This window comes from Mucilaginibacter litoreus (assembly GCF_042676805.1).
In the GTDB taxonomy this organism is placed as follows: domain Bacteria; phylum Bacteroidota; class Bacteroidia; order Sphingobacteriales; family Sphingobacteriaceae; genus Mucilaginibacter; species Mucilaginibacter litoreus.
On sequence record NZ_JBHTHZ010000013.1, the window covers coordinates 480,790 to 499,927 of the forward strand.

The following is a 19,138-nucleotide window of genomic DNA, read 5'->3' on the forward strand; positions in this document are numbered from 1 at the left end:
ATCATTGAATAATGCGGGCCCTTATTTTTATTGCCGGGTTGCCCTGGTATATATTATAAGGTTCGGTGCTTTTAGTAGCTACCGAGCCGCTTGTTAGTACGGTATGGCTGCCCAAAGTAATCCCCTGGTTGATGATGGCGCCGCAGCCTATCCAAACACCGTCTTCAATTATAATTGATCCGGTAATTAAATCAAAAGTAGTCTTTTTATAATTATGGCTGCCGGTTTGCAAAACAGCGCCTTGCGAAAGGCAAACATTATTGCCTATAATTATTAAGGTTGTATTATCTATCCATACGCCTTCGCCTATCCAGCAGTTGTTGCCAATTTGAAGGTTCCAGGGATACTTGATATTTACGCGGGGCTTAATCACTACGCCCCCGGCAACCGTGGCGCCAAAAAGCCTTAACAGCAATACTTTTAAAGTACTTGACGGTATCAGCCCGGATATAAAGAACAAGCTGTTGACGTAGTACCATAAAATCCTCTTTAAAGCATTGCCACCCGGATTGTAACCGGAGTTGTTGTATTTGGAAAGATCAGTCTGCTGCATTAAGGTGTGTAGTAGCTTTGTCCTGATGATTGGTATAGAAATAAACGCTTATAGCGATCAATATATAAACCACGATATTAAATACGGTATGATGGTCTGTTAAATATACGTTAGTATGTTTCCAGTATAACGATAGTGTAACAAAGCGTATGATGTTAATAGCCTGGATACCTGCCAAACCGCAAATAAGGAAATATACTTTTGACTTGAACCTTGCCGGGTATGAAATAACAAAAGCCGCGAAGAAGCTCATCACGCCAAAACCCAAACAATCATACCCTACATGGATAATGTTATGGTTCACTACCAGCATTTGGTCTGTATTGGTTTTGGTTTGATAACCCAACAATTGTAAGATGCCTGAGCTCGATTCAATCAATACATACCGAAGCCAGGCTACAAAGTTTAAATTACGGTTTAAAAAAGCACTGTATAATCCCCCTGGCGATACTAAGCTGAGGTAAATAATGTAAAAGCCGTAAAATATAGCAAATAACCCTAAAAATTTGATGATAAACAGAGCTGCCGGATTTAACTTGCGTTTAGCGGCCTTCATGTTTCTTTTGCTTTAACAATTCATCTATTTTAACATCAACCACCAGCCGGAACCAAAAACCCTGCATAAAATGAAATATCAATCCTGTACGGCCATCTAAAATACCTAATTTAAAAATGATTCTGTATATAAAGTATAACCACGGGCGTACGTAACGTGGTAATTTCCACCAGCGGTATTTAAGCCAGGCCGTCCGCTCATCCGGTGAGCCCCAAAATTTTGGCTTAATAGTTTGCTGCCTCAGGTTTTCCATACGTTCTACTTCTTCTGTGGCAAGCAGCGAGCTATAGCGGTTATGTTTATCTATCCAAAAGCTGATGTTGTTTTCCTTCAGGTTTTCTTCCAGTATATGCCCGTTTTTCCAGATGATGGTATTCCCCGTAACCACAAACCTGTGGTCCATATTCTCATTAATATCAGAAAAGCCAACGCCGAAACGTATCATTTTAAGCAGGTAAAACGGATAATAACCTCCATATTTTATCCAATGCCCTTTAAAAAAGTTTTTACGGTTAAAGTAAATGCCGTTTACATCCTTGTAATCTTCATTTGTAAAAGCTTTAAGTTTATCAAAAAGTTCTGGCGTTACAATTTGGTCGGCATCAAGGCAAATAACCCAGGGCGTTTTAACAGGAGTGTTTTTTAAAGCAAAATCCCATTGAAGGGGATGGTTTTCAAATCGGTTATAAACAGTTGTAATGTTGTAGTTTTGTGCAATTTGGAGGGTACTGTCTGTACTACCTGAGTCTACTATAAATATCTCTGCATTTAGATTTGCAATGGATGCCAGCAACCGGGGGAAATGCATCTCTTCGTTGTAAGTAAGTATAATAAATGAATAATGCGGGTTCAAGTTGTGCGCTTAATGCTTTGATAAAGATCAATATACCGTTTAACTAAACGCTCACCGGAAAATTCATGATGTATGACACCAGGAGCTTTGCCTCTTATCTCTGTCAACTTTTTCTGCTCATTAATATATATGCGTATTATTGTATTACTTATCGAATATATATCTGGTTCACATATCCATCCCAGGTTATTAGTTTCTACATAGCTGGCCAGGCCTACCTTATTACTTATCAATACCGGGGTACCTGCGCTCAGGCTTTCAATCACCACATTTCCGAAGTTTTCATCGTGCGATGGCAGTACTAAAAGGTCATGAGCTGCCAATTGCTTAAACTTACCATCCCCGTAAAATCCAGCCCACTCTATATTATCTTTCTGGCTTTCCGGTATCAGCAGTTTAAGCTTTTCAATGTATTCCGGGTCGCCGCTACCGGCAATCGTCAGGCTGAATGGAACGGTAATATGTTCAAGTGATCTAAGCAATATATCAAGTCCCTTTTTTTCCTCTATGCGTGAAAGGAAAAGTAACCTGAGTTTGTTATTCACAAATCTTTCAGGAGATTGATCCTTTTCATCGCTCAGTCTAATCAAATTAGGAATAACCGTTGTGCTTTGGTTAGCCATCAGCCTATTAATGGCGCTGGCCTCATAAACAGAGGTTGCATGGATAAGGCACTTTTGTAAAAGCCGTTTCCCTAAAAACCTGTGTATATAGCTTTTAAAACCTGTATTTTTATTAGAGAACGAATACGCGCTTAAGGTACCACGCGGCGATAGCACTACAGGCACTTTGTTTTTTATGGCAACATAACATGATAGTACTGATACCAGGTTCCACCAGGCGTGTATATGTACTATGTCAAACTGTTTTATTTTTTTATTTAAAGCGCCAAGCAACGCAGGCGAAAAATGGGTATGATCTTTAGTGACCCGCTTAAAGTAAGTTACGGCAACATTATCTACATATTTGGTTTCATTTGGCTTAACAGGTAACTCTGCAACTCCGTTGGCTGTAGTTGTATAAACCTCTACGTCAATACCAGCCCCATGCAATTGCTCGCACAGCATGCTGACCGATACTGTTGGCCCACCATAAACATAGGCGGGTTTGTAAGAAGCATTTATATGGAGTACTTTCAAACTCTGTATAATATTTTTAACCGCACAAATACCCAGTGCAGTAGCAGCATTGTGATGTATGCCCAAAAAACGGTATTGATCAAAAATTCAAAGCTCAGTCCGCGCCATAGTATTTGGAATAAGCCGCTAAACATCAAGGCTGAGCCTAATATGTAACCACCAAACAGATGTTCTGCCTGATTGGATATCAACTGAGCAATTGCGCCATATAAAAAAAGGGAGATAAATATCCCTTTAACCCCGCCCGACAGATAACCGTCGACAATAAATGCTGGTTTTGCAGAAACAGCAGAAGCTCGATAAACCACACCGGCGTCATATACGCGCTCCATAACCATATCTTCGGTAATTGGCTTGCCTGGCCAAAATACACGCGGCACCAGCGCTATGAAAGATTGTTTAAGCAAGGTAAACCCATAAAAATCAATGTTAGCAGGTGTAGATTCAACAAAGGTTTCAAACATATCAACCTCGCTTAAGCGATACACCAGGAAATTCCAGTTAGTATCATCAGATACCTCTTCATTAAGTGTAGATTCAATGGCTGTTTTAGATGCTGCGTCTGCACTTGCATCATCAGACCAGGCTTGCTGCCTGAAATTACCCACGTACGTGGGAAGAATAAAAAAAGATAATAATAGTAACGGGACAAAGATTGAAACCACCAATTTTTTATAATTGGGATACAAAAAGATGCCCAGTACCATTATACTGATAATGATAGGCTCTTTAAAGCCTGAAGTAAGGGCCTGGTAAAAATTTAAGGCGTACAGACCAAGGCTTATCAGCGTATTGAATATTTTTTTGGCAGGGATGGCATACGCCAGCGCCAATGTGCCGGCTATAAAGCTAAGCGAACTGAACTGATAGGAGAATTGGGCAAGGCCGGATATTTTAGTAAACAGTACAGACACCGGGACACATGCTATGGCAACTTTTAGCAACAGGTCCGCAAGATTGTTTTTTTGAGCATAAAAGCGTCTCTCTTTCGAGTAATTCATACTCACCAATATGCCTGTAACAAAGGCGGCATGGCCAAGGCAGTAATAACGCTGGCATTGTGCTGTAAGCTTTAACCGGTCGTTATCAATTATCCAGTAATAATTATCAATCTTTAAAAAATTATTGTAACCAAGTGTATTTAACAGGTAAAATATGGTAGTGCAGCACATAAAGCCTGCAAAAATTATCTGCATTAGAAACAATGGGCGCATCAACTGCTCTCCTAAAGGCCGGTCGGCAGGTATGGGTTTAACCCAGCCCGATAAGGTAAGATAGAAAATTAAAAAACTGCCCAGCCAGGCAATAAAGTAAGATATAAGAGGGTCCCATTTAAAAAGGATAGCAAAAAGCCATGGCAAATAAAGGGCTAAATACCGTTCGATAGGTCTGTTACCCATTTATTTTGAAAACAAAAATGGATATGTGATCAGTGCTTTTCATCAATAAGCAAATTTTCGATGCTCCGGGTTAATTTTGTAAAACTCCAATCTTTGATCAAAGTAGCCGAATTGCTGCCCAACTGGTCAAGATACCCTGCAGAAATTGTAAGGCTTGATAACTGGTTGAACAGATCATTCTCATCCCCGCTATTAAATACTGCGCCGTTGTAACCGCCTTTAACCAGATCTATAGCGCAGCCAACTTTATCTGATACCAAAACAGCTTTACCACAGGCCATAGCTTCATTTACGGCTAAGCCCCAGGTTTCTGCCGGGCCTTTTGAGGGCAGGCAAAATACGTTGCATGCCTGGTATACTACCGGCATGCAACTTTGATTCTGAAAACCCATAAAGTGTACGTTGGCGTGCCCGTCAGCATGTTGTTTCAATAGAATTTCTAAAGGTCCGTTACCTGTAAAAAGTAAATGTACGTTTGGCTTGTTCAAGCGTAAAAAAGCTTTCAATAATAATAAAGGATCTTTTTTCCCTTCAAATTTACCGGCGTATAATACAAGGATATCGTCTGTATTTATGCCCAATTTTATTCTGAAGTCACTCGCTTCATTGTGGCGTTGTATGGCGAACCTGTTATTGTCTACTGCGTGAGGGGCAAAAACCAGTTGGGCGTTTGTTAACCCATATTTTTTAAAATAATGCTTGTTATTGGTGCCGGTGTACAGGGCATAGTCAATATGTTTATATACAAATCTTAAATAAATCTTTCTGAGGATGCTTTTAATGCCCGGTTTTTCATCAAGCAGGGTAGAATCGCCCCTGAAAAGTATAGGCAATTTGTTTTTGAAATGGCGCAGCACTTTTAAATGGCTATGGTAAGCCCAGCCAAATAAAAGTAGCGCATCGGGTTTAAATTTATACAGTTGTTCTATCAGCGTTGGGTTTATAATGCCATTAAAGTGATGCGAGCCGGCATCTGTGGCTGTATTAGTTACCCATTCATAATCATAACCGCTTAAAAGGTCGATATCCCAGTTAACAGTTCTGTTAAAACCTGGGTCGTGCTTATTGACAGATGCCTCTCCCCAGGTATAAAACACCCTTATCTGGATGCGCTGGTACTGCTGTAGCAGCTTAAACACCGGCGCGTAATACTGAATAGGGTGGGTAGTAATTATGGCAAGTTTCTTCAATTTCTATCCGTTAAAACCTGGTTGAACAGCTCGCACTGTTCTTGAGTAAGTGAATAGGCACTGTATTTCTTTAGTTCTTGATCATTATAAGCAATATTGCTGTTGCCAGTTAAAACATCTTTAAAAAATCCGGTTATGCTATTTTTTAGATTCATGGTGCCATTATAGGTGTAAGCATGTTTGACGCCTATATCTATAAGTGTTTTAATAGCCGGACTATTAGCGTTAAAAATGGCAAGAAGTGGTTTTTTTGTCAATAAGTAAGGGTAAATCTTTGATGCCGTATACTTTGGATCGTCAGACCCGGGAATAAATAAAGCATCTGCCTGTTGTAAGGTTACCAGCGTATGGAAATGACTGATCCTGTCAGTATTTTCAGTAACATAACCGGCTAATCCATATTTTTCGGCTAAGGGAAGAATAGTTGGTTGTCCCTTACCCTTAGGGGCATAGCTTGTACCGATAAAGTAAAACCTGAATTTGTTGTAAAATGATGGCTCCTGGTTAAGTAAGCTTTTAAATGCTTCAAAGAGCGGGCAAATAGCGCTGTGCATATCCTTACCACCCCTACCTATGTAAACAATATTTTTAAATCCGGCAGATAACAGGTTTGTAAATTGATTTTTATGCCGATCTGCGATTTGCATATCAGGTAAAAATGATCCGAAAGTAATGGTATCAGCAGGTATGTTTTTTATTTGGGGATACCGTTCTTTAAGGTCATTTATATAAGCTTCAGAAACACTTATCAAGCCGCCAACATGTTTCATTGCTATTGGTTCCGTATACTTATTAAGCCGGTAGGAAAACCAGTATTTGGGCGGTTGCTGCTCTTTTGGTTTATCGCGATAATATTCAGAATGCCAGGGATCCTGCATATCGATAACATAGGGCACATCAAAACGCTTTTTCCAGTAAGCGCCCAGAACACAAACCGGAAACTGAGTAGTTGAAAAGTATATGAGGTCAAACTTTTCTGTTTTTAGTAACTGATTCACCCTTTTCAGATAAAACCATAAAGATCTTAAGGCAATGCTGCCCAAGCCCAGCCTGGAAGTCCGCGCTTTGTCAAAAGCTTTTACACAATGTATTTTTATATCGGCCGGGATACTTTCGTTTAAAAGTATATCGGTTGGCATGTCGGTGTATTCCTCATCAACCCTCACAACTTCTGCCTGCCATCCAAATTCTTTAAAATAAGGCAGACTCATGCGCACCCTTTGCATATCTGCAGCGTTTACAGGTGGAAAGTATGGGGATATGATAAGCAGTTTCTTCAAACGGTTTATATTGTTATTAAAAAGTTTTTAAGCTGATCAATCCACTGCTGAGCATCAAAGTGCGTCGCGTTTTCTTCTGTGGCTTTTTTTAGCGAATTTAAATGCCGCTCATCTGATAATGCTTCAGCAAGTTTGGTAACGAAACTTTTCGGTGAATTATCAAATGTGGAGATGTTATTGCTGTAAAGGTTGTAACCCCTTCTTCCGGCCGGGGTGGTTATGCAGGGTATACCCCAGTTTATGGCTTGAGCCAATTTTGTTGAAGCCCCGCGCGCATACCAAAATACCGGGTTTAAAAATATTGACCAGGTTGTTACTTCCTGTATTAACTGATCATCTGTTAATTGGCCTATATATTCTACAAACGGATATTTTAAAGCAAAGTTGTTTCCGGCAGATACCGGCCCGCCTACCAATCGTAGCTTAATGTTAATTGAGGTTGATTTTAATGCGTCAAACAGGCCGATTAGTCCCTGAACATTAGGCAAATGATCTAAAGTGCCTACAAAACCTATCCGGTTTGGTTGTGGCTGCCAGTCAAGAAATGCAGGATAAAGCAGGCGGGGTAAATAAAGGATACTGTTGGCGCCAAGCCACTGATTGATATATACTTCATTCTCGCTCAGTACAATTACTCCATCAAGCAGCTGCGAATAGATTTGGCTTTCTTTTACCAGTATTTTTCCTAAACGCAGGGTGCTTAAAAAGCTTTGATGTCCGGCTTTCGCAACTTCATGTAAAAAATCGCCGCTTTCGTTACCGTGGGATAAGGCCACAAATTTTACGTCGGCCGGTAGCAGGGGCTTCAGGTTGGCTATCCAGCCGGTAAGATTGATTTGATTGAACAGTACAAGCTTGATCCCTGTGGATTTGATTTTATTAACCAGTTCATGCAGGTAAGTATCTAAGCGGTAGCGCTCATAAACTTCAAGGCCTGCTTTTATTTTCAGCCGGGTTATAAAGCTTTTATCCGGCTCAACGGGGAACCGGGTTATTTCAAACCCGGCCCGGGTAAGGTAAGTAAGGTACTCGCGGGTACAAAGTTGCACCCCGCCGCTTGTTTCGGAGTTTAAAAATTTTTTATCGGAGATAAACAGCAAGCGATCAGTCATTATCAGCTGTGTTGAGTTAATACTGAATCCTGATATGCCAGATTCAAATAATCGGCTGCGATTTTTCCGGCATCAAATTGCTTTTCTGCCAAAGCCCGGCAAGCGGCCCTGTCAATTTCATATATCCGGCCAACGGCATTAACCATTTGATCAAATGTATTCGTTATGAAACCGGTTACTCCATCGGTTACCACCTCAGGCACCGAGCCCCGTTCAAAGGCAATAACAGGTGTGCCGCAGGCCATAGCTTCTATCATTACGATACCAAAAGGTTCATCCCATTCAATAGGGAAAAGCAAGGCTTTTGCTTTTTGCAGGTATTGGTTTTTTTCGCTGTCGTTAAGTGCGCCAACGTAGCTGATCTGTTTGCCGTCTATCTGAGGTTCTATCTCTGTTTTATAATAGTGCAGATTGTCTGGCGTTGTAGGTATATTTCCGGCAAGTATGAGGTTATTATTGGTGGCCTTTGCTACCTGTATGGCAGTGTGCGCGCCTTTAATTTTATCCAGACGCCCCAAAAACATCAAAGGGGCATTATTGGAAACATTTGGATTTAAAGTATATGCTGAAAAATCTATAGCGTTATAAACTGTTTGCCACTTTCCGGCCACATTGCCTGTTGATACGCAATAATTACTGCACGCAGTAAAATAAAGGTTAGTGTTAGGCAAAGATGTAAATATTTTTATTCCACGCCGGGACACCGGCCTGCCGTAGGTCATTATTTTATTAACCTTTTTGTTAAGGATAGGTAAAAGGTAGATAAGCCTTCCAAAATTGTGCACAAGGTCAAACTGATGCCAGTTATGGTACAGGTATTTCCAAACAAACGCAATTTCTTTGTTTTTAGCCTGGTTGCTTCTGTCAAGATCGTTGGTGCCAAAAGTAATTGTTGTGCCGCTGCAATAAGAATCGGGTCCGGCCAGTAAGGTTACCTGATGGCCAAGCTTCTGGTATTTTTCTGCAAACAGGTATACAAGCCGTTCGTGGCCGCCGTATAAAACGGGCGGCACCGGTATACCTGGATCCATTATCAGCAAAATTTTCATTAGTTATTGAGCTCTTTTTTTACCTGCTGATAAATAGAAATATAATGCTTTGCGCATTGCTCCAGCGTAAGGTTTTCCATAATATACTGCCGGGGGGTAAAAGTTTCCAGCTTTGCAAGAAAACCGGTTAAGGCCGTATCAAAATGGTTAATATCCTGAAACTTTGATCCGCAGCGTTCGTCCCAGTAAGGTACAGAGCTTACCGGGCCGAATTTGATCTCAGGGTAATAAACAGGATCCAGCCAGTAGCCGCCGTTATCCCAGGCTAAAATCGGTGTTCCGGTGGCCAGAATCTGCTGGTAGGCAAGCCCCTGGGTTTCATGTTCGCATAAAAAGATAGCCGCTTTGGATATAGAAAGCTTTTGCGCGAGATCGGCCGGTTTGTAATGCCCGTATCTGATGGTTTGATATGAAAGTCCCCGTTTTTGTATAGCGTTTAAAATCGGGTCGATCAAAGTTGCTTTTTGAGCGTCATAATTCCATCTTATCTTATCGTAGATCAAAAAATCATGGGTTTTGCTTCCATTGTGTGGTTGCCATTCATTTGTATCTATCCCGACCGGCCAGGCAACAACCTTGTCGCCATAAAAGGGTTCAAACATCATCCGCATCCATTCGCCTGGTACCAGTATGCGTTTTACATTGGGATGTTTCGTAAAAAGGTCGGGTTCTTCAGATGCATGGGCATAAACGCTCGCACCTAAAATAACAGGATTAATCCACCGGCGCTCTAACAACACATGGGGTTTGCCTATTATACAAGCAATCTCATTCTGATGTTTCTTAATATAACTGTAGTTGTTAAAACGGTAGGGGAAACCCAACTTGTCTAAACCTTTCATCAGGTTAATGGCTACCATTTGCTGCCCCCCAGGCTTCGGCTTGCCACGTACTATCCTGCGAATCAACCGGCGCGGATAGCGGTCATACCTAAACCAGCGGTCAGGTTCGGGCTCTTCGTAAAAAAGGTTCAGGGGTTCCACTATTCAGATATATGTGCTTGTTGGTTGAATCCGGCAACAGCGCCGTCGATGTTAATTTTATGGAGTAGCTTGAAGTTCTTTTTTTCTTTTAGAATAAATGCAATTGCCTGCTCCAGTGATAACTGATAACTTGCTCCAAGCGATTTTTTAAATAACGACTTAGCCAGTTTAAACAAACTTACCGGCCCGTATACACCTTTATGGTAGGACAACATCTCTTCAATAGCTAATACCAATGTTTGCTCGAGCACCTGCTTGTTTCTTACAAAGTAAGCCCTTGTACTGAAATATGATACCCTTTGATTAAAACCCTCGCCGACACCTATAAAGTCGAAGTTATTCATAAGAGGCAGATCTTTTAAATTAAAAAGTTCATTGGGATAATATCGGCCGCTTATTTTAAAAACAGGGGATGACTCAGGCAACTTGTCAATATGGTTAAGAATAAGCAGGGCTTCATTCAAACCCTTATTGTTAAACGAGTATTGTGGCGTGTGATAAGCCTTTAATTGTTGATCGCTGTCTCGCTTCAATTTTTCCAAATCAATTGAGGTGGTCGAATTGTCTATCAATATAACTTCCGTAAATCCTTTGTTGAACAGGGCTTTTATAGTGTGTATAGTTTGCTCATACCTTTCATCGTCAGAAAAGGCAGAGTATATTTTGGACGGCTTCAAAGTAGATGTTATAAGTGCAATCAAAATATCAGGGGGTAAAACTTATTATTTGCCTAAGATTCTCTGTTTATAGTACTGTAATAAGCGGGCAGTTTTCCAACCGAATATTTTTTTAATCAATTCCAAAATTCTACCTCCAATTGGCGGTGCTATTGCAGGTACCCCTGATTGATTTATTATATTGGCAATCTCCCGGGATAATCCTTTTTGCTGAGGGTATGTGAATACCAAAAGCCCCATTAAACTTCGGTTAGTGACAAGCTTAATGCGATCATCCTGTTTAAAGTTTTGCAGATGATCTCTTATAAGCAATATTGATCTATAAAGACTTTTGTTTGACTCGACATCTTTACGTGCAGATAATGAAGCATTGTCTTTATGTTTACGGTAATAACAAACTGTGCTTTCTGCTAAAAATATCTTTTCGGCCTGTAACGCTACGCGGCAGAAAAATTCGCCGTCATCATTTACAGTAAGTGTTTCGTCCCAAAAGCCCGCTCTATCAATTATGGTTTTAGGCGTTAACCAACTATGCGGAAGTACCATAGCGCCACGATTATTGTGTGCCCCATAGAGTTTAAGTAAAAATTCAAATGGTTGGCTGGCTTGCCTGTAAAACGCTAAGCTATATTCATCTTGAGTAAGTAGATTTAAGTCTTGATCATGATCATTGAAATACACTACCGGACAAATACATACAGCATCCTGCCGCTGCTGCAAATACTGCATTTGAGCCTGTATCTTATCAGGCGCAAGCAAATCATCAGCGTCTAAAAATTGTATATACTGTCCTTTGGCCTCCTTTAAACCGCGGTTACGGGCGGCTGAAGCCCCTTGGTTTACCTGGTGAATAACTTTCACTCCTTTAGCTTCAAAAGACCTTGCTACGTTAAGGGTGTTATCTGTAGAGCCATCATCAACAACAATTATTTCAATTTGAGGCCAGGTTTGCGCCAATGCCGAATTTATACTGGCAGCGATATACTTTTCCCAATTGTATGCAGGTATAATTATGGAAACCAACTGATCAGGCATTACGAAGATGTGGTTTAAATAGCCTGATCAGTTTTTCGCGCAGCCACATAGCCATAAAGGGATTAATTGAAATTAAAAGCCTGAATGCCTTCCCCGCGTTTGAAGGCACTTTATGACCTAAGTTACGCGCGAGGCGAAGAGCTTTATTTACATAATCCCAGGCATCCTCTTTTGCCAAAACAGCAGCATTTTTAAATAACTCTTCAGCAAGCTCAGCGGTATACTTTTGGCCATGCGTAGCAACAGTTTGTTCTAAAACATGGTATTGAGCAATCACACATTTTTTAATATTAGCCGCCGACATAGAATTTTCAATACGGTAATTAATGATGCTTACTTCACTTTCGGCAGAGAAAGTTAAGCCGTTTTTAGCCAGTTTAATATGAAAAGCCTTGTCCTCATTGTACAGGATCAGCGGGTCGATGTCGTAACCTCCCACTTCAAGATAGCGTGGTTTTTTGTATAAGCCGCAAAACGGATTGATCTGATTTTGGATGGCGTAAGCGGTGGCGTCTTTCTCAAGTTCGTTTTTATCAAAATGTACGACCGCCAGCAATTGGCCCGTATTATTATCGCGCCATTCGTAATCAAATAGTACCACATCCGGGCAATCCGGAGTTTTAAGCCAATTGTGCGCAAGCGTGGTAAAATTGGGCAGCAGTTCGTCATCAGCATCATGAAAATGGATCCAGTCGGAAGTTGTAACTTCCGCAAGTTTATTTTTACCGTAGGAGCATCCCATGTTCATATTACCGGTTATAACGGTTGCACCGTAACTTTCAGCAACTGCTGCGGTATCGTCAGTACTGCAATCATTATAAACCAGAATTTCGTTGAAAGGGATAACCTGTTTTTGGGCAGATTGTAATAGCCTGGGCAGATAGATTGCAGCATTATAGGCGGGAATACAAAGTGCAAGAGAATTCATCGTAGCAGGTGTAGTTTTTTTAAAATCTTTTTAGCTACGCCTTTAAGTGTACTTTTAAGTTTATAATATAAAATTTCAACCTGGTGCCTGTCTGTTCTGTTTATTGTTAGGGTATTATCACTAAATCCATTGGCGTGTTTTACTAAGTATTTAGTCGGTGCATATACTTTAAGTACAGTATGTAGATCGCCCATGCACGAATCAACCCAACGGTAGTCATTTTTTAGTTTATTCAGTATAATATCTAAGTTTCTGGCATTATAGGCAATACCAACAGTACCTAAAGTACTTTGCAACTGTATAACATTTTTATTTATTTTAATTGGTTTTAACCAGTGAGCTTGGGTATGCAGATATAACATGTCCCAATCATCACCAACAAGTTTTAAAAACTTATCGAATTTTTTTGGAAACGATTTATTTATTATCGCATCATCCTCAATAATCATAAATTTTTGATACCCCTCTTTTTTAGCTATTTCTAATAACCGGATATGGCTTTCCCGACAGCCCCAGGCCCCGGGTGTGCCCGGCCATGCCGAGTCCATTCCCGTTCCGTCAACCGCTTCGAACCTGATCACCTTTTTAACGGGTAAAAACTGAGCCATGCGTTCAAACCTTAATTTTCTGTCTACCCGGTGTGGTAAATTAATATAATAGGCAACTTCAAAATCGTTATGGCTCATTTCCATTAAATTTTTTTTCCTGTTAGTTTAGCCAAACTCCGTTTATAAACATATTTGATAAGCTTTTTTAATGGTTGCTTATCTAAAGCTGCCGCAAGTGTAACTTTTTCGTTCGATGGCATATATAACTTATGTAAAAAGCTGTTTACAGCTTTTGTACTGAAGTTGTTAACTACATCTTTATACTGGTTTAGGTTAGAAGGCAGCAATGCTTCGGCTGAAAGTGATTGGCTTAAGGTGTTAAGCCCGGCCCGGGTTATTCGGTTGTAATCTGCCGGGTTTAACGCTAAAACCTGCTTTATACATTGTGCTAAAGCATCTGTATCATTTGCCGGATATTTAAAGCCATTTTCACCGTTTACAATGATATCTGCTACCCCCGCACCGTCCGAGCAAATTAAAGGAGTACCTGCTGCTAAAAACTCTAAAGCAGTAAAATTAAACATATCCCACACAGAGGGCACTATGCCAAAAAATGCCTGGCGTTGTAATAGTTCAATTTCTGTATGTGGCATCGCCGTTTGGTGCAACAGTTTTTTATTCCACACATCCGGATAGTTTTTATTGAGGTATTGGCTTGTGGTTTGCCCATTAAAAAAAGGCATGTCTCGGCCAACCCATTTAACTTTAGGGGCGGCTTCTATTTTCCGTATCGCCTCTGATAACTCTACCGGCCCCTTCCATTTTTGCAACCTGGCTGTAATCAGGCCATTTCTATTACGTTCATTAACGTTTAAAGGCTGAGTTAGCTGTTTGGAATATATAGGAAGCAGGTAATGGATATTTTCATACTGTAACTGGTTTTGCCAAAATTTATAATTGGCTGAGCTGTGTGTTATCAAACAATCACATAACGGCAACAATGATAATTCGGTCTGCATTATCGAGTCGGTAGCTAAGTCCTGATAACTGTTTTCATATAAGGCTATTTGGCCGGTACTGCCATGCAAACGGGTTACCACCGGTTTATTATGTTCCATTACCCAGGGCACAAAACCCAGGCCGAAATCCGTACATTCAACTACATCAAAATCTTCTCCTTTTGCTGCCTGTTCCCACATAGCCCATGCGGCTGCCAGGTCATTGCGGTAGCCGGGTAAAAGTTCAAGCTTTGCAAATTTGGTGAGGTGTTTTTTATACAAGGCCGGTTCAAGATACTCAACCTCGATATCGTTGTGTATAAATTTGTTTGATGCTTGCGTGTAACCACTGCCTACAATTACTTTGATGCGTTGGCAATGCGGCCTTAAAGCATTTAAGTAGTTGATGTAATACGCTGATATGCCACCGCCCGAATGTGGGTAATATTCAGGAAGTATAAATAAAATTTTCAAATGATAGTTTAAAGGTGGGTGTCAATGTGATGAAAATAGGATGCGGAGGCAACGCCATTTTAAACACTATTGGGCTTTATTGTTTCTACCTGATCTTGCATTAATTTAGAAATGTAATTTTTTTTGTTTGCTTGTATTAATAACTGAAATAATCCTTTGCCCTTTATCAATAGTTTTTTCCTTTAGGATATCTATCACTGCAGTTCAGTCAGTAAAGCTTAAATTATTTGGTTTTGATCCATGTACTACTAAAATTACGCCCATTTAAATCCCCTTTTAAACTTAATTCTTGTTCTTTTTTTAGATATAGAGAAGTCAAGTTACTAATTGGCGTACCAAAAAAATCATAGGTGCTATAATTGATAAGCTGATAAGCCGATAGGGCGTCCGTCAGCATTTGTTTAGACACTCCATCATTTTTTGAATAGGGTAATCCTTCTACATGTATATCGGTTACACTCCATATTTCTTCGCCTGTAAGCGGTTCATTGATTACTTTTTTATTAATTAAAATTGTATTTACCTTATCAAGGTAATTCTGTGGCCAAAACGTTCTTCTTAACTTATTAATTATGCGGTCTGCCAATGTCAAAGCTGGTTTGGTTTGTTTCTGGTACTCAGTAAATTCTCTACAACGGTCTAAGTAAATATCGCTATGCATAGCTTCTGATGATGGATCGTGAATAGTAATCAAAATCCCACCTTTGGCTTGCAGGTCACTTATTTTTTTTAAGAAGCTATCCAGATCGGGTATATGATGTAGCACAGACGAAATAATGATCATATCAAATTCGCCGCTTAAAGCATTGATTTCACCGTTAACAATCTCTGTTTCTTTGCCCCATTTTCTTGATCTTTTTTGTGCTTCATTCAGCATAACGGGTGAGGTGTCGAGCAAAGTTATTTTTCCAATCAATTCCTTTGTTCCGGCCTCTAAAAGCATTTGGGTAGCAAGCCCGGTACCGCAACCTATATCAAGTAATTTAATCTTCCTAAGGTTTGTTAAGTAGGGCCTGATGTTATCAACTAATAGCCGGTATTGAGAGGGCAGGCTTTTCCACATATCCTGATGTAATTTATCATAGTATTTAGCCTCTACATCATGAAAAACAACGTTAACAATTGCATGAAACTCCTCTGCATCAGCTATGTTTGATTTAAGCTTTATAAGAGGTTCAAGAGTTTTGAAATGATTATTCATTCAAGCGTATAAATTCTGAGTTAATGATACCTTCATCCGCTTGACGGATGCTACTTGTCCAAACGCCAGCTATCGTAAATACACCGGCTTCCAATCCCCAAACCCATTCATCATTGGTGTTGCCCCATGCTCCTATGGCAATGGTATATTCACCAGGTCTTAATACTCCAGCTTTTATTCCAAAGTGCGCAGTAAAGCTGCCTTTTTCCACTGTTCGCCCATCTTTAGTTTCTCTTAAGGTAAAAAGACGGACACCAGCATTGTATATTGAAATAATAAAAGTAGCTTTTGTAAGCTGAGCTGTTGCTTCGCCACTTATAGTGATTTTGATAGCATCAGACATGTTATGTATCGAGTTGTCATCAAATGAACCATTTACATTGATCTTTTTGAAGAGCAGTTTGTCCTTTAAATTGCCACTAAAGACACGGGTGATATCGCTGCTCTTTAAAAGTCCGTTGTACTCTTTTATGGCATTGTCAACCGGGTTTATGATATGTAGTAAACCATTATTAAGCACCATGCCAGTATTGCATAAGTTTTTTATACTTGCCATATTATGGCTCACAAATAACACCGTGCGGCCCTCGCCCTTACTAACAGCGCTCATTTTGCCGAGGCATTTTTTTTGAAACTCGGCATCGCCAACGGCCAGCACTTCATCTACTATCAATATCTCCGACTCCAGGTGTGCCGCCACTGCAAACGCCAACCTCACATACATTCCAGACGAATAACGTTTTACCGGCGTATCAACATACCGGTCAACCCCTGCAAACGCCACTATTTCGTCAAACTTGCGTTTTATTTCGGCCTTGCGCATGCCCAGTATGGCGCCATTTAAAAATATATTCTCGCGGCCGGTAAGCTCCGGATGAAAGCCTGTACCTACCTCCAGCAAACTGGCTATGCGTCCTTTGACTTTTACCGAACCCGTGGTAGGAGAGGTTACCCTGCTTAAGATTTTTAACAACGTGCTTTTGCCTGCTCCGTTACGGCCAATAATACCAACGGCGTCGCCCTGTCCAATTTCAAAATCCAGATCTCTGAGGCTCCAAACTACATCGCTTTTCCCTTTTATTACACGGTCGTTGGTTTCTCCAATCTTTAAAAAAGGGTCTTCCTTCCCCCTTAACCTTGCCCAATAGCGCTCAATATCCCGCGAGATGGTGCCTGTTCCAAAATCACCTAACTGATAGGCTTTTGACAGGTTTTCTGCTTTTATTGCCTTAGCCATTAAACGGTATCAACAAATGTTTTTTCTGCCTTATTAAATATCACCACGCCCAGCAGCAATAGTATGGCTGTTGCAGTGGTACAATAGCCAAGCAACTCAAAACTAAAGCTTCCCCTGCCTAAAAAACCATACCTAAAGGTTTCAATAATACCTGTCATGGGGTTAAATTTTATCAGCCAGCTGTATTTACCAAATTTTGCCTCTGCTTCTGATAAAGGGTAGATCACGGTTGTAGCATACATCAAAAGCGGTACGCCAAAAGTCACTACAAAAGCCAGGTCGCGATATTTGGTAGTTATTGCAGATATGATCATGCCCAGGCCCAGGCCCTGTGCGGCAATAAGTAATAACAAAAAAGGGAAGAGCAATGCTACGGCATTAATAGTTACAGGGCTGCCTTTTGCATAATAAAACACAGCGATTGCGATGAACAATACCAATTGTACAGTAAACCTCACCAGGTTGGATACCACCACGCTTAAAGGCATAATCAACCGTGGAAAGTAAACTTTGCTCATCAAAGCGGAATTGTCTTTAAAAACGGTTGATGTTTTGGTAAGGCAGTCGGCAAAATAATTCCATAAAATTGTGCCGCCTAAATAAAAGAGCGGCTTTGGTATACCATCGGTAGGTATGCCTGCAAGGTTGCCAAAAACAAAAGTGTAAAATATAATAGTAATGACCGGCTGCACAAAGAACCAGATAGGCCCAAGTATGGTTTGCTTATAAAAAGAAACAAAATCTCGCCGTACCAGCAAAATAAGCAGGTCGCGATAATGCCAAAGATCGTTCAACTTAAAATCTAATAAACCAGCTTGTGGTTTTATTTCCAGGTCCCAGTCTTCTGTATCAGGCTGGTTCATTTAAAAGCATTTTTTGAAGTTTGCTGATATAGGTTTGTTCGCCAAAATATTCCAGGCACTTTTGTTGTATACGTTTGCGGTATTGGGGCGTAGTATTATTAAGTAACTGCTGTTCTATAGCTTTCTCAATAGCTATATCGTCTTCAGGGTCAATTGCTGTTCCTAACTCTCCATGGCGTATAGCGTCAACACTTCCATCCGCATTACCACATATTACTGGCAGTCCACAGCTTAAAGCCTCTATAAACACAATGCCAAAGCCTTCTTTTTTACTTGGCAGTATAAATAAGTCTGCAGTTGAAAAGTAGTCAGGCAACTCATCTTCAGCAATAAATCCGGTTAAAATCACATGATCTTTAACCCCGGCATCATTAATCAGTTTAAGTACCCTTTTATACTCAACATCATCGTACTGGCCGGCCAGTATGTATCTGATATCCGGAAATTTGAATTTAAGCCTGCCAACTGCTTTTATCACCTTATCATGCCCTTTGTAAACTTCTGTTGATGCAAGTCTTGTTAAACTGAATAACACCTTGTTACTTGCTGTCAGATCATACTTCTTCATTAATCTGTCGGTTTTATTAAAACTGACAGGTAATTTCATAAAAGGGTCGAGCGCGTTGTTTAAAGTTACGCATTTGGCTGGGTTAGCATGGTGCCATTGATGCATCATGCGTTTTGTATGATCGCTAACGCATATTATCCTGGTGCTCATATGCAGCAGCTTTCGTTTATGAAAGCGAAGTGGCCTCCATACTTCAATGCCATGTGCAATTAACCATACCTGTGTTTTTGGCTTAAGTAATTTAATACATAAACCTATAATAGCGAGGTTTATATGGGTGAGTATAACGACGTTGGGATGTGAAGCGGCAAAAATATTTTTTAATAGAAACCTAACCTTGTGCTTGTTGTATCCTTCAAAATTTTGTGCCCGGACATATTGAGGCATCAAATGAGATGAATTATCATACAGTGATGATAACTTAAAATCCCAGTTGTTTGCTGCACAAATCGTACTCAGGGAATGGGCTAAGGTGCGTGTCATTTTTTGAATGC

The 19,138-nt window shown here is 40.4% G+C and carries 17 protein-coding genes and 1 pseudogene; all 18 read right to left on the reverse strand.

The genetic code is table 11. From position 1 onward, the window contains the following. Window position 1: 1 nt before the first annotated feature. On the reverse strand, window positions 2-553 hold the full coding sequence (locus ACFQZX_RS15490; RefSeq protein WP_377117012.1) for a WcaF family extracellular polysaccharide biosynthesis acetyltransferase: 552 nt from the start codon (window positions 551-553) through the stop codon (window positions 2-4). Beyond that, window positions 540-1,962: pseudogene (xrtY, locus tag ACFQZX_RS19515) on the reverse strand (exosortase Y). Before xrtY ends, ACFQZX_RS15490 begins: the two are co-directional and overlap by 14 nt. Then, on the reverse strand, window positions 1,959-3,101 hold the full coding sequence (locus ACFQZX_RS15505; protein WP_377117018.1) for an XrtY-associated glycosyltransferase XYAG1: 1,143 nt from the start codon (window positions 3,099-3,101) through the stop codon (window positions 1,959-1,961). Before ACFQZX_RS15505 ends, xrtY begins: the two are co-directional and overlap by 4 nt. Beyond that, entirely contained in the window at window positions 3,098-4,501 is a 1,404-nt protein-coding gene (locus ACFQZX_RS15510) for an exosortase Y-associated Wzy-like protein (protein WP_377117020.1), read from the reverse strand. The genes ACFQZX_RS15505 and ACFQZX_RS15510 overlap by 4 nt, the downstream gene beginning before the upstream one ends. Before the next feature lie 29 nt (window positions 4,502-4,530). After that, the gene (locus tag ACFQZX_RS15515) at window positions 4,531-5,691 is read right to left on the reverse strand and encodes a glycosyltransferase family 4 protein (protein ID WP_377117022.1); all 1,161 of its coding nucleotides are present in this window, start codon (window positions 5,689-5,691) and stop codon (window positions 4,531-4,533) included. Next, window positions 5,688-6,971 carry a glycosyltransferase gene (locus ACFQZX_RS15520; RefSeq protein WP_377117024.1) on the reverse strand — a complete coding sequence of 428 codons (1,284 nt, stop codon included), beginning with the start codon at window positions 6,969-6,971 and terminating at the stop codon, window positions 5,688-5,690. Before ACFQZX_RS15520 ends, ACFQZX_RS15515 begins: the two co-directional genes overlap by 4 nt. Window positions 6,972-6,976: 5 nt before the next feature. Next, entirely contained in the window at window positions 6,977-8,083 is a 1,107-nt protein-coding gene (locus ACFQZX_RS15525; RefSeq protein WP_377117026.1) for a glycosyltransferase family 4 protein, read from the reverse strand. A 2-nt stretch (window positions 8,084-8,085) separates the two neighbouring features. Next, a complete protein-coding gene (locus ACFQZX_RS15530; RefSeq protein ID WP_377117028.1) occupies window positions 8,086-9,132 on the reverse strand; it encodes a glycosyltransferase in 1,047 nt (348 codons plus the stop codon). Then, complete coding sequence (locus tag ACFQZX_RS15535; RefSeq protein ID WP_377117030.1) at window positions 9,132-10,115, reverse strand: hypothetical protein; 984 nt, start codon at window positions 10,113-10,115, stop codon at window positions 9,132-9,134. The genes ACFQZX_RS15530 and ACFQZX_RS15535 overlap by 1 nt, the downstream gene beginning before the upstream one ends. Then, a complete protein-coding gene (locus tag ACFQZX_RS15540; protein WP_377117032.1) occupies window positions 10,115-10,792 on the reverse strand; it encodes a hypothetical protein in 678 nt (225 codons plus the stop codon). The genes ACFQZX_RS15535 and ACFQZX_RS15540 overlap by 1 nt, the downstream gene beginning before the upstream one ends. A 45-nt stretch (window positions 10,793-10,837) precedes the next feature. Next, window positions 10,838-11,827, reverse strand: a complete 990-nt coding sequence (locus tag ACFQZX_RS15545) for a glycosyltransferase family 2 protein (protein ID WP_377117034.1) — start codon at window positions 11,825-11,827, stop codon at window positions 10,838-10,840. Then, window positions 11,820-12,755: a glycosyltransferase family 2 protein gene (locus ACFQZX_RS15550; protein ID WP_377117036.1), complete on the reverse strand. Its 936-nt coding sequence runs from the start codon at window positions 12,753-12,755 to the stop codon at window positions 11,820-11,822. The genes ACFQZX_RS15545 and ACFQZX_RS15550 overlap by 8 nt, the downstream gene beginning before the upstream one ends. Continuing rightward, on the reverse strand, window positions 12,752-13,441 hold the full coding sequence (locus tag ACFQZX_RS15555) for a glycosyltransferase family 25 protein (protein WP_377117038.1): 690 nt from the start codon (window positions 13,439-13,441) through the stop codon (window positions 12,752-12,754). Before ACFQZX_RS15555 ends, ACFQZX_RS15550 begins: the two co-directional genes overlap by 4 nt. 5 nt (window positions 13,442-13,446) lie before the next feature. Continuing rightward, the gene (locus ACFQZX_RS15560) at window positions 13,447-14,775 is read right to left on the reverse strand and encodes a glycosyltransferase family 4 protein (protein WP_377117040.1); all 1,329 of its coding nucleotides are present in this window, start codon (window positions 14,773-14,775) and stop codon (window positions 13,447-13,449) included. A gap of 223 nt (window positions 14,776-14,998) precedes the next feature. Further along, on the reverse strand, window positions 14,999-15,976 hold the full coding sequence (locus ACFQZX_RS15565; RefSeq protein ID WP_377117042.1) for a class I SAM-dependent methyltransferase: 978 nt from the start codon (window positions 15,974-15,976) through the stop codon (window positions 14,999-15,001). Next, on the reverse strand, window positions 15,969-17,213 hold the full coding sequence (locus ACFQZX_RS15570; protein WP_449288932.1) for an ABC transporter ATP-binding protein: 1,245 nt from the start codon (window positions 17,211-17,213) through the stop codon (window positions 15,969-15,971). The genes ACFQZX_RS15565 and ACFQZX_RS15570 overlap by 8 nt, the downstream gene beginning before the upstream one ends. Then, entirely contained in the window at window positions 17,213-18,076 is an 864-nt protein-coding gene (locus ACFQZX_RS15575) for an ABC transporter permease (RefSeq protein WP_377117044.1), read from the reverse strand. The genes ACFQZX_RS15570 and ACFQZX_RS15575 overlap by 1 nt, the downstream gene beginning before the upstream one ends. Beyond that, window positions 18,063-19,127 carry a glycosyltransferase family 4 protein gene (locus ACFQZX_RS15580; RefSeq protein ID WP_377117046.1) on the reverse strand — a complete coding sequence of 355 codons (1,065 nt, stop codon included), beginning with the start codon at window positions 19,125-19,127 and terminating at the stop codon, window positions 18,063-18,065. The genes ACFQZX_RS15575 and ACFQZX_RS15580 overlap by 14 nt, the downstream gene beginning before the upstream one ends. Window positions 19,128-19,138: the final 11 nt, after the last annotated feature.

What these genes read in the sequence shown, in the direction of transcription:
- ACFQZX_RS15580 (WP_377117046.1), bottom strand. Translation starts at nt 19,127, where the DNA reads ATGACACGCACCTTAGCCCATTCCCTGAGTACGATTTGTGCAGCAAAC.
- ACFQZX_RS15550 (WP_377117036.1), bottom strand. Translation starts at nt 12,755, where the DNA reads ATGAATTCTCTTGCACTTTGTATTCCCGCCTATAATGCTGCAATCTAT.
- ACFQZX_RS15525 (WP_377117026.1), bottom strand. Translation starts at nt 8,083, where the DNA reads ATGACTGATCGCTTGCTGTTTATCTCCGATAAAAAATTTTTAAACTCC.
- ACFQZX_RS15490 (WP_377117012.1), bottom strand. Translation starts at nt 553, where the DNA reads ATGCAGCAGACTGATCTTTCCAAATACAACAACTCCGGTTACAATCCG.
- ACFQZX_RS15555 (WP_377117038.1), bottom strand. Translation starts at nt 13,441, where the DNA reads ATGAGCCATAACGATTTTGAAGTTGCCTATTATATTAATTTACCACAC.
- ACFQZX_RS15545 (WP_377117034.1), bottom strand. Translation starts at nt 11,827, where the DNA reads ATGCCTGATCAGTTGGTTTCCATAATTATACCTGCATACAATTGGGAA.
- ACFQZX_RS15510 (WP_377117020.1), bottom strand. Translation starts at nt 4,501, where the DNA reads ATGGGTAACAGACCTATCGAACGGTATTTAGCCCTTTATTTGCCATGG.
- ACFQZX_RS15565 (WP_377117042.1), bottom strand. Translation starts at nt 15,976, where the DNA reads ATGAATAATCATTTCAAAACTCTTGAACCTCTTATAAAGCTTAAATCA.
- ACFQZX_RS15530 (WP_377117028.1), bottom strand. Translation starts at nt 9,132, where the DNA reads ATGAAAATTTTGCTGATAATGGATCCAGGTATACCGGTGCCGCCCGTT.
- ACFQZX_RS15575 (WP_377117044.1), bottom strand. Translation starts at nt 18,076, where the DNA reads ATGAACCAGCCTGATACAGAAGACTGGGACCTGGAAATAAAACCACAA.
- ACFQZX_RS15570 (WP_449288932.1), bottom strand. Translation starts at nt 17,213, where the DNA reads ATGGCTAAGGCAATAAAAGCAGAAAACCTGTCAAAAGCCTATCAGTTA.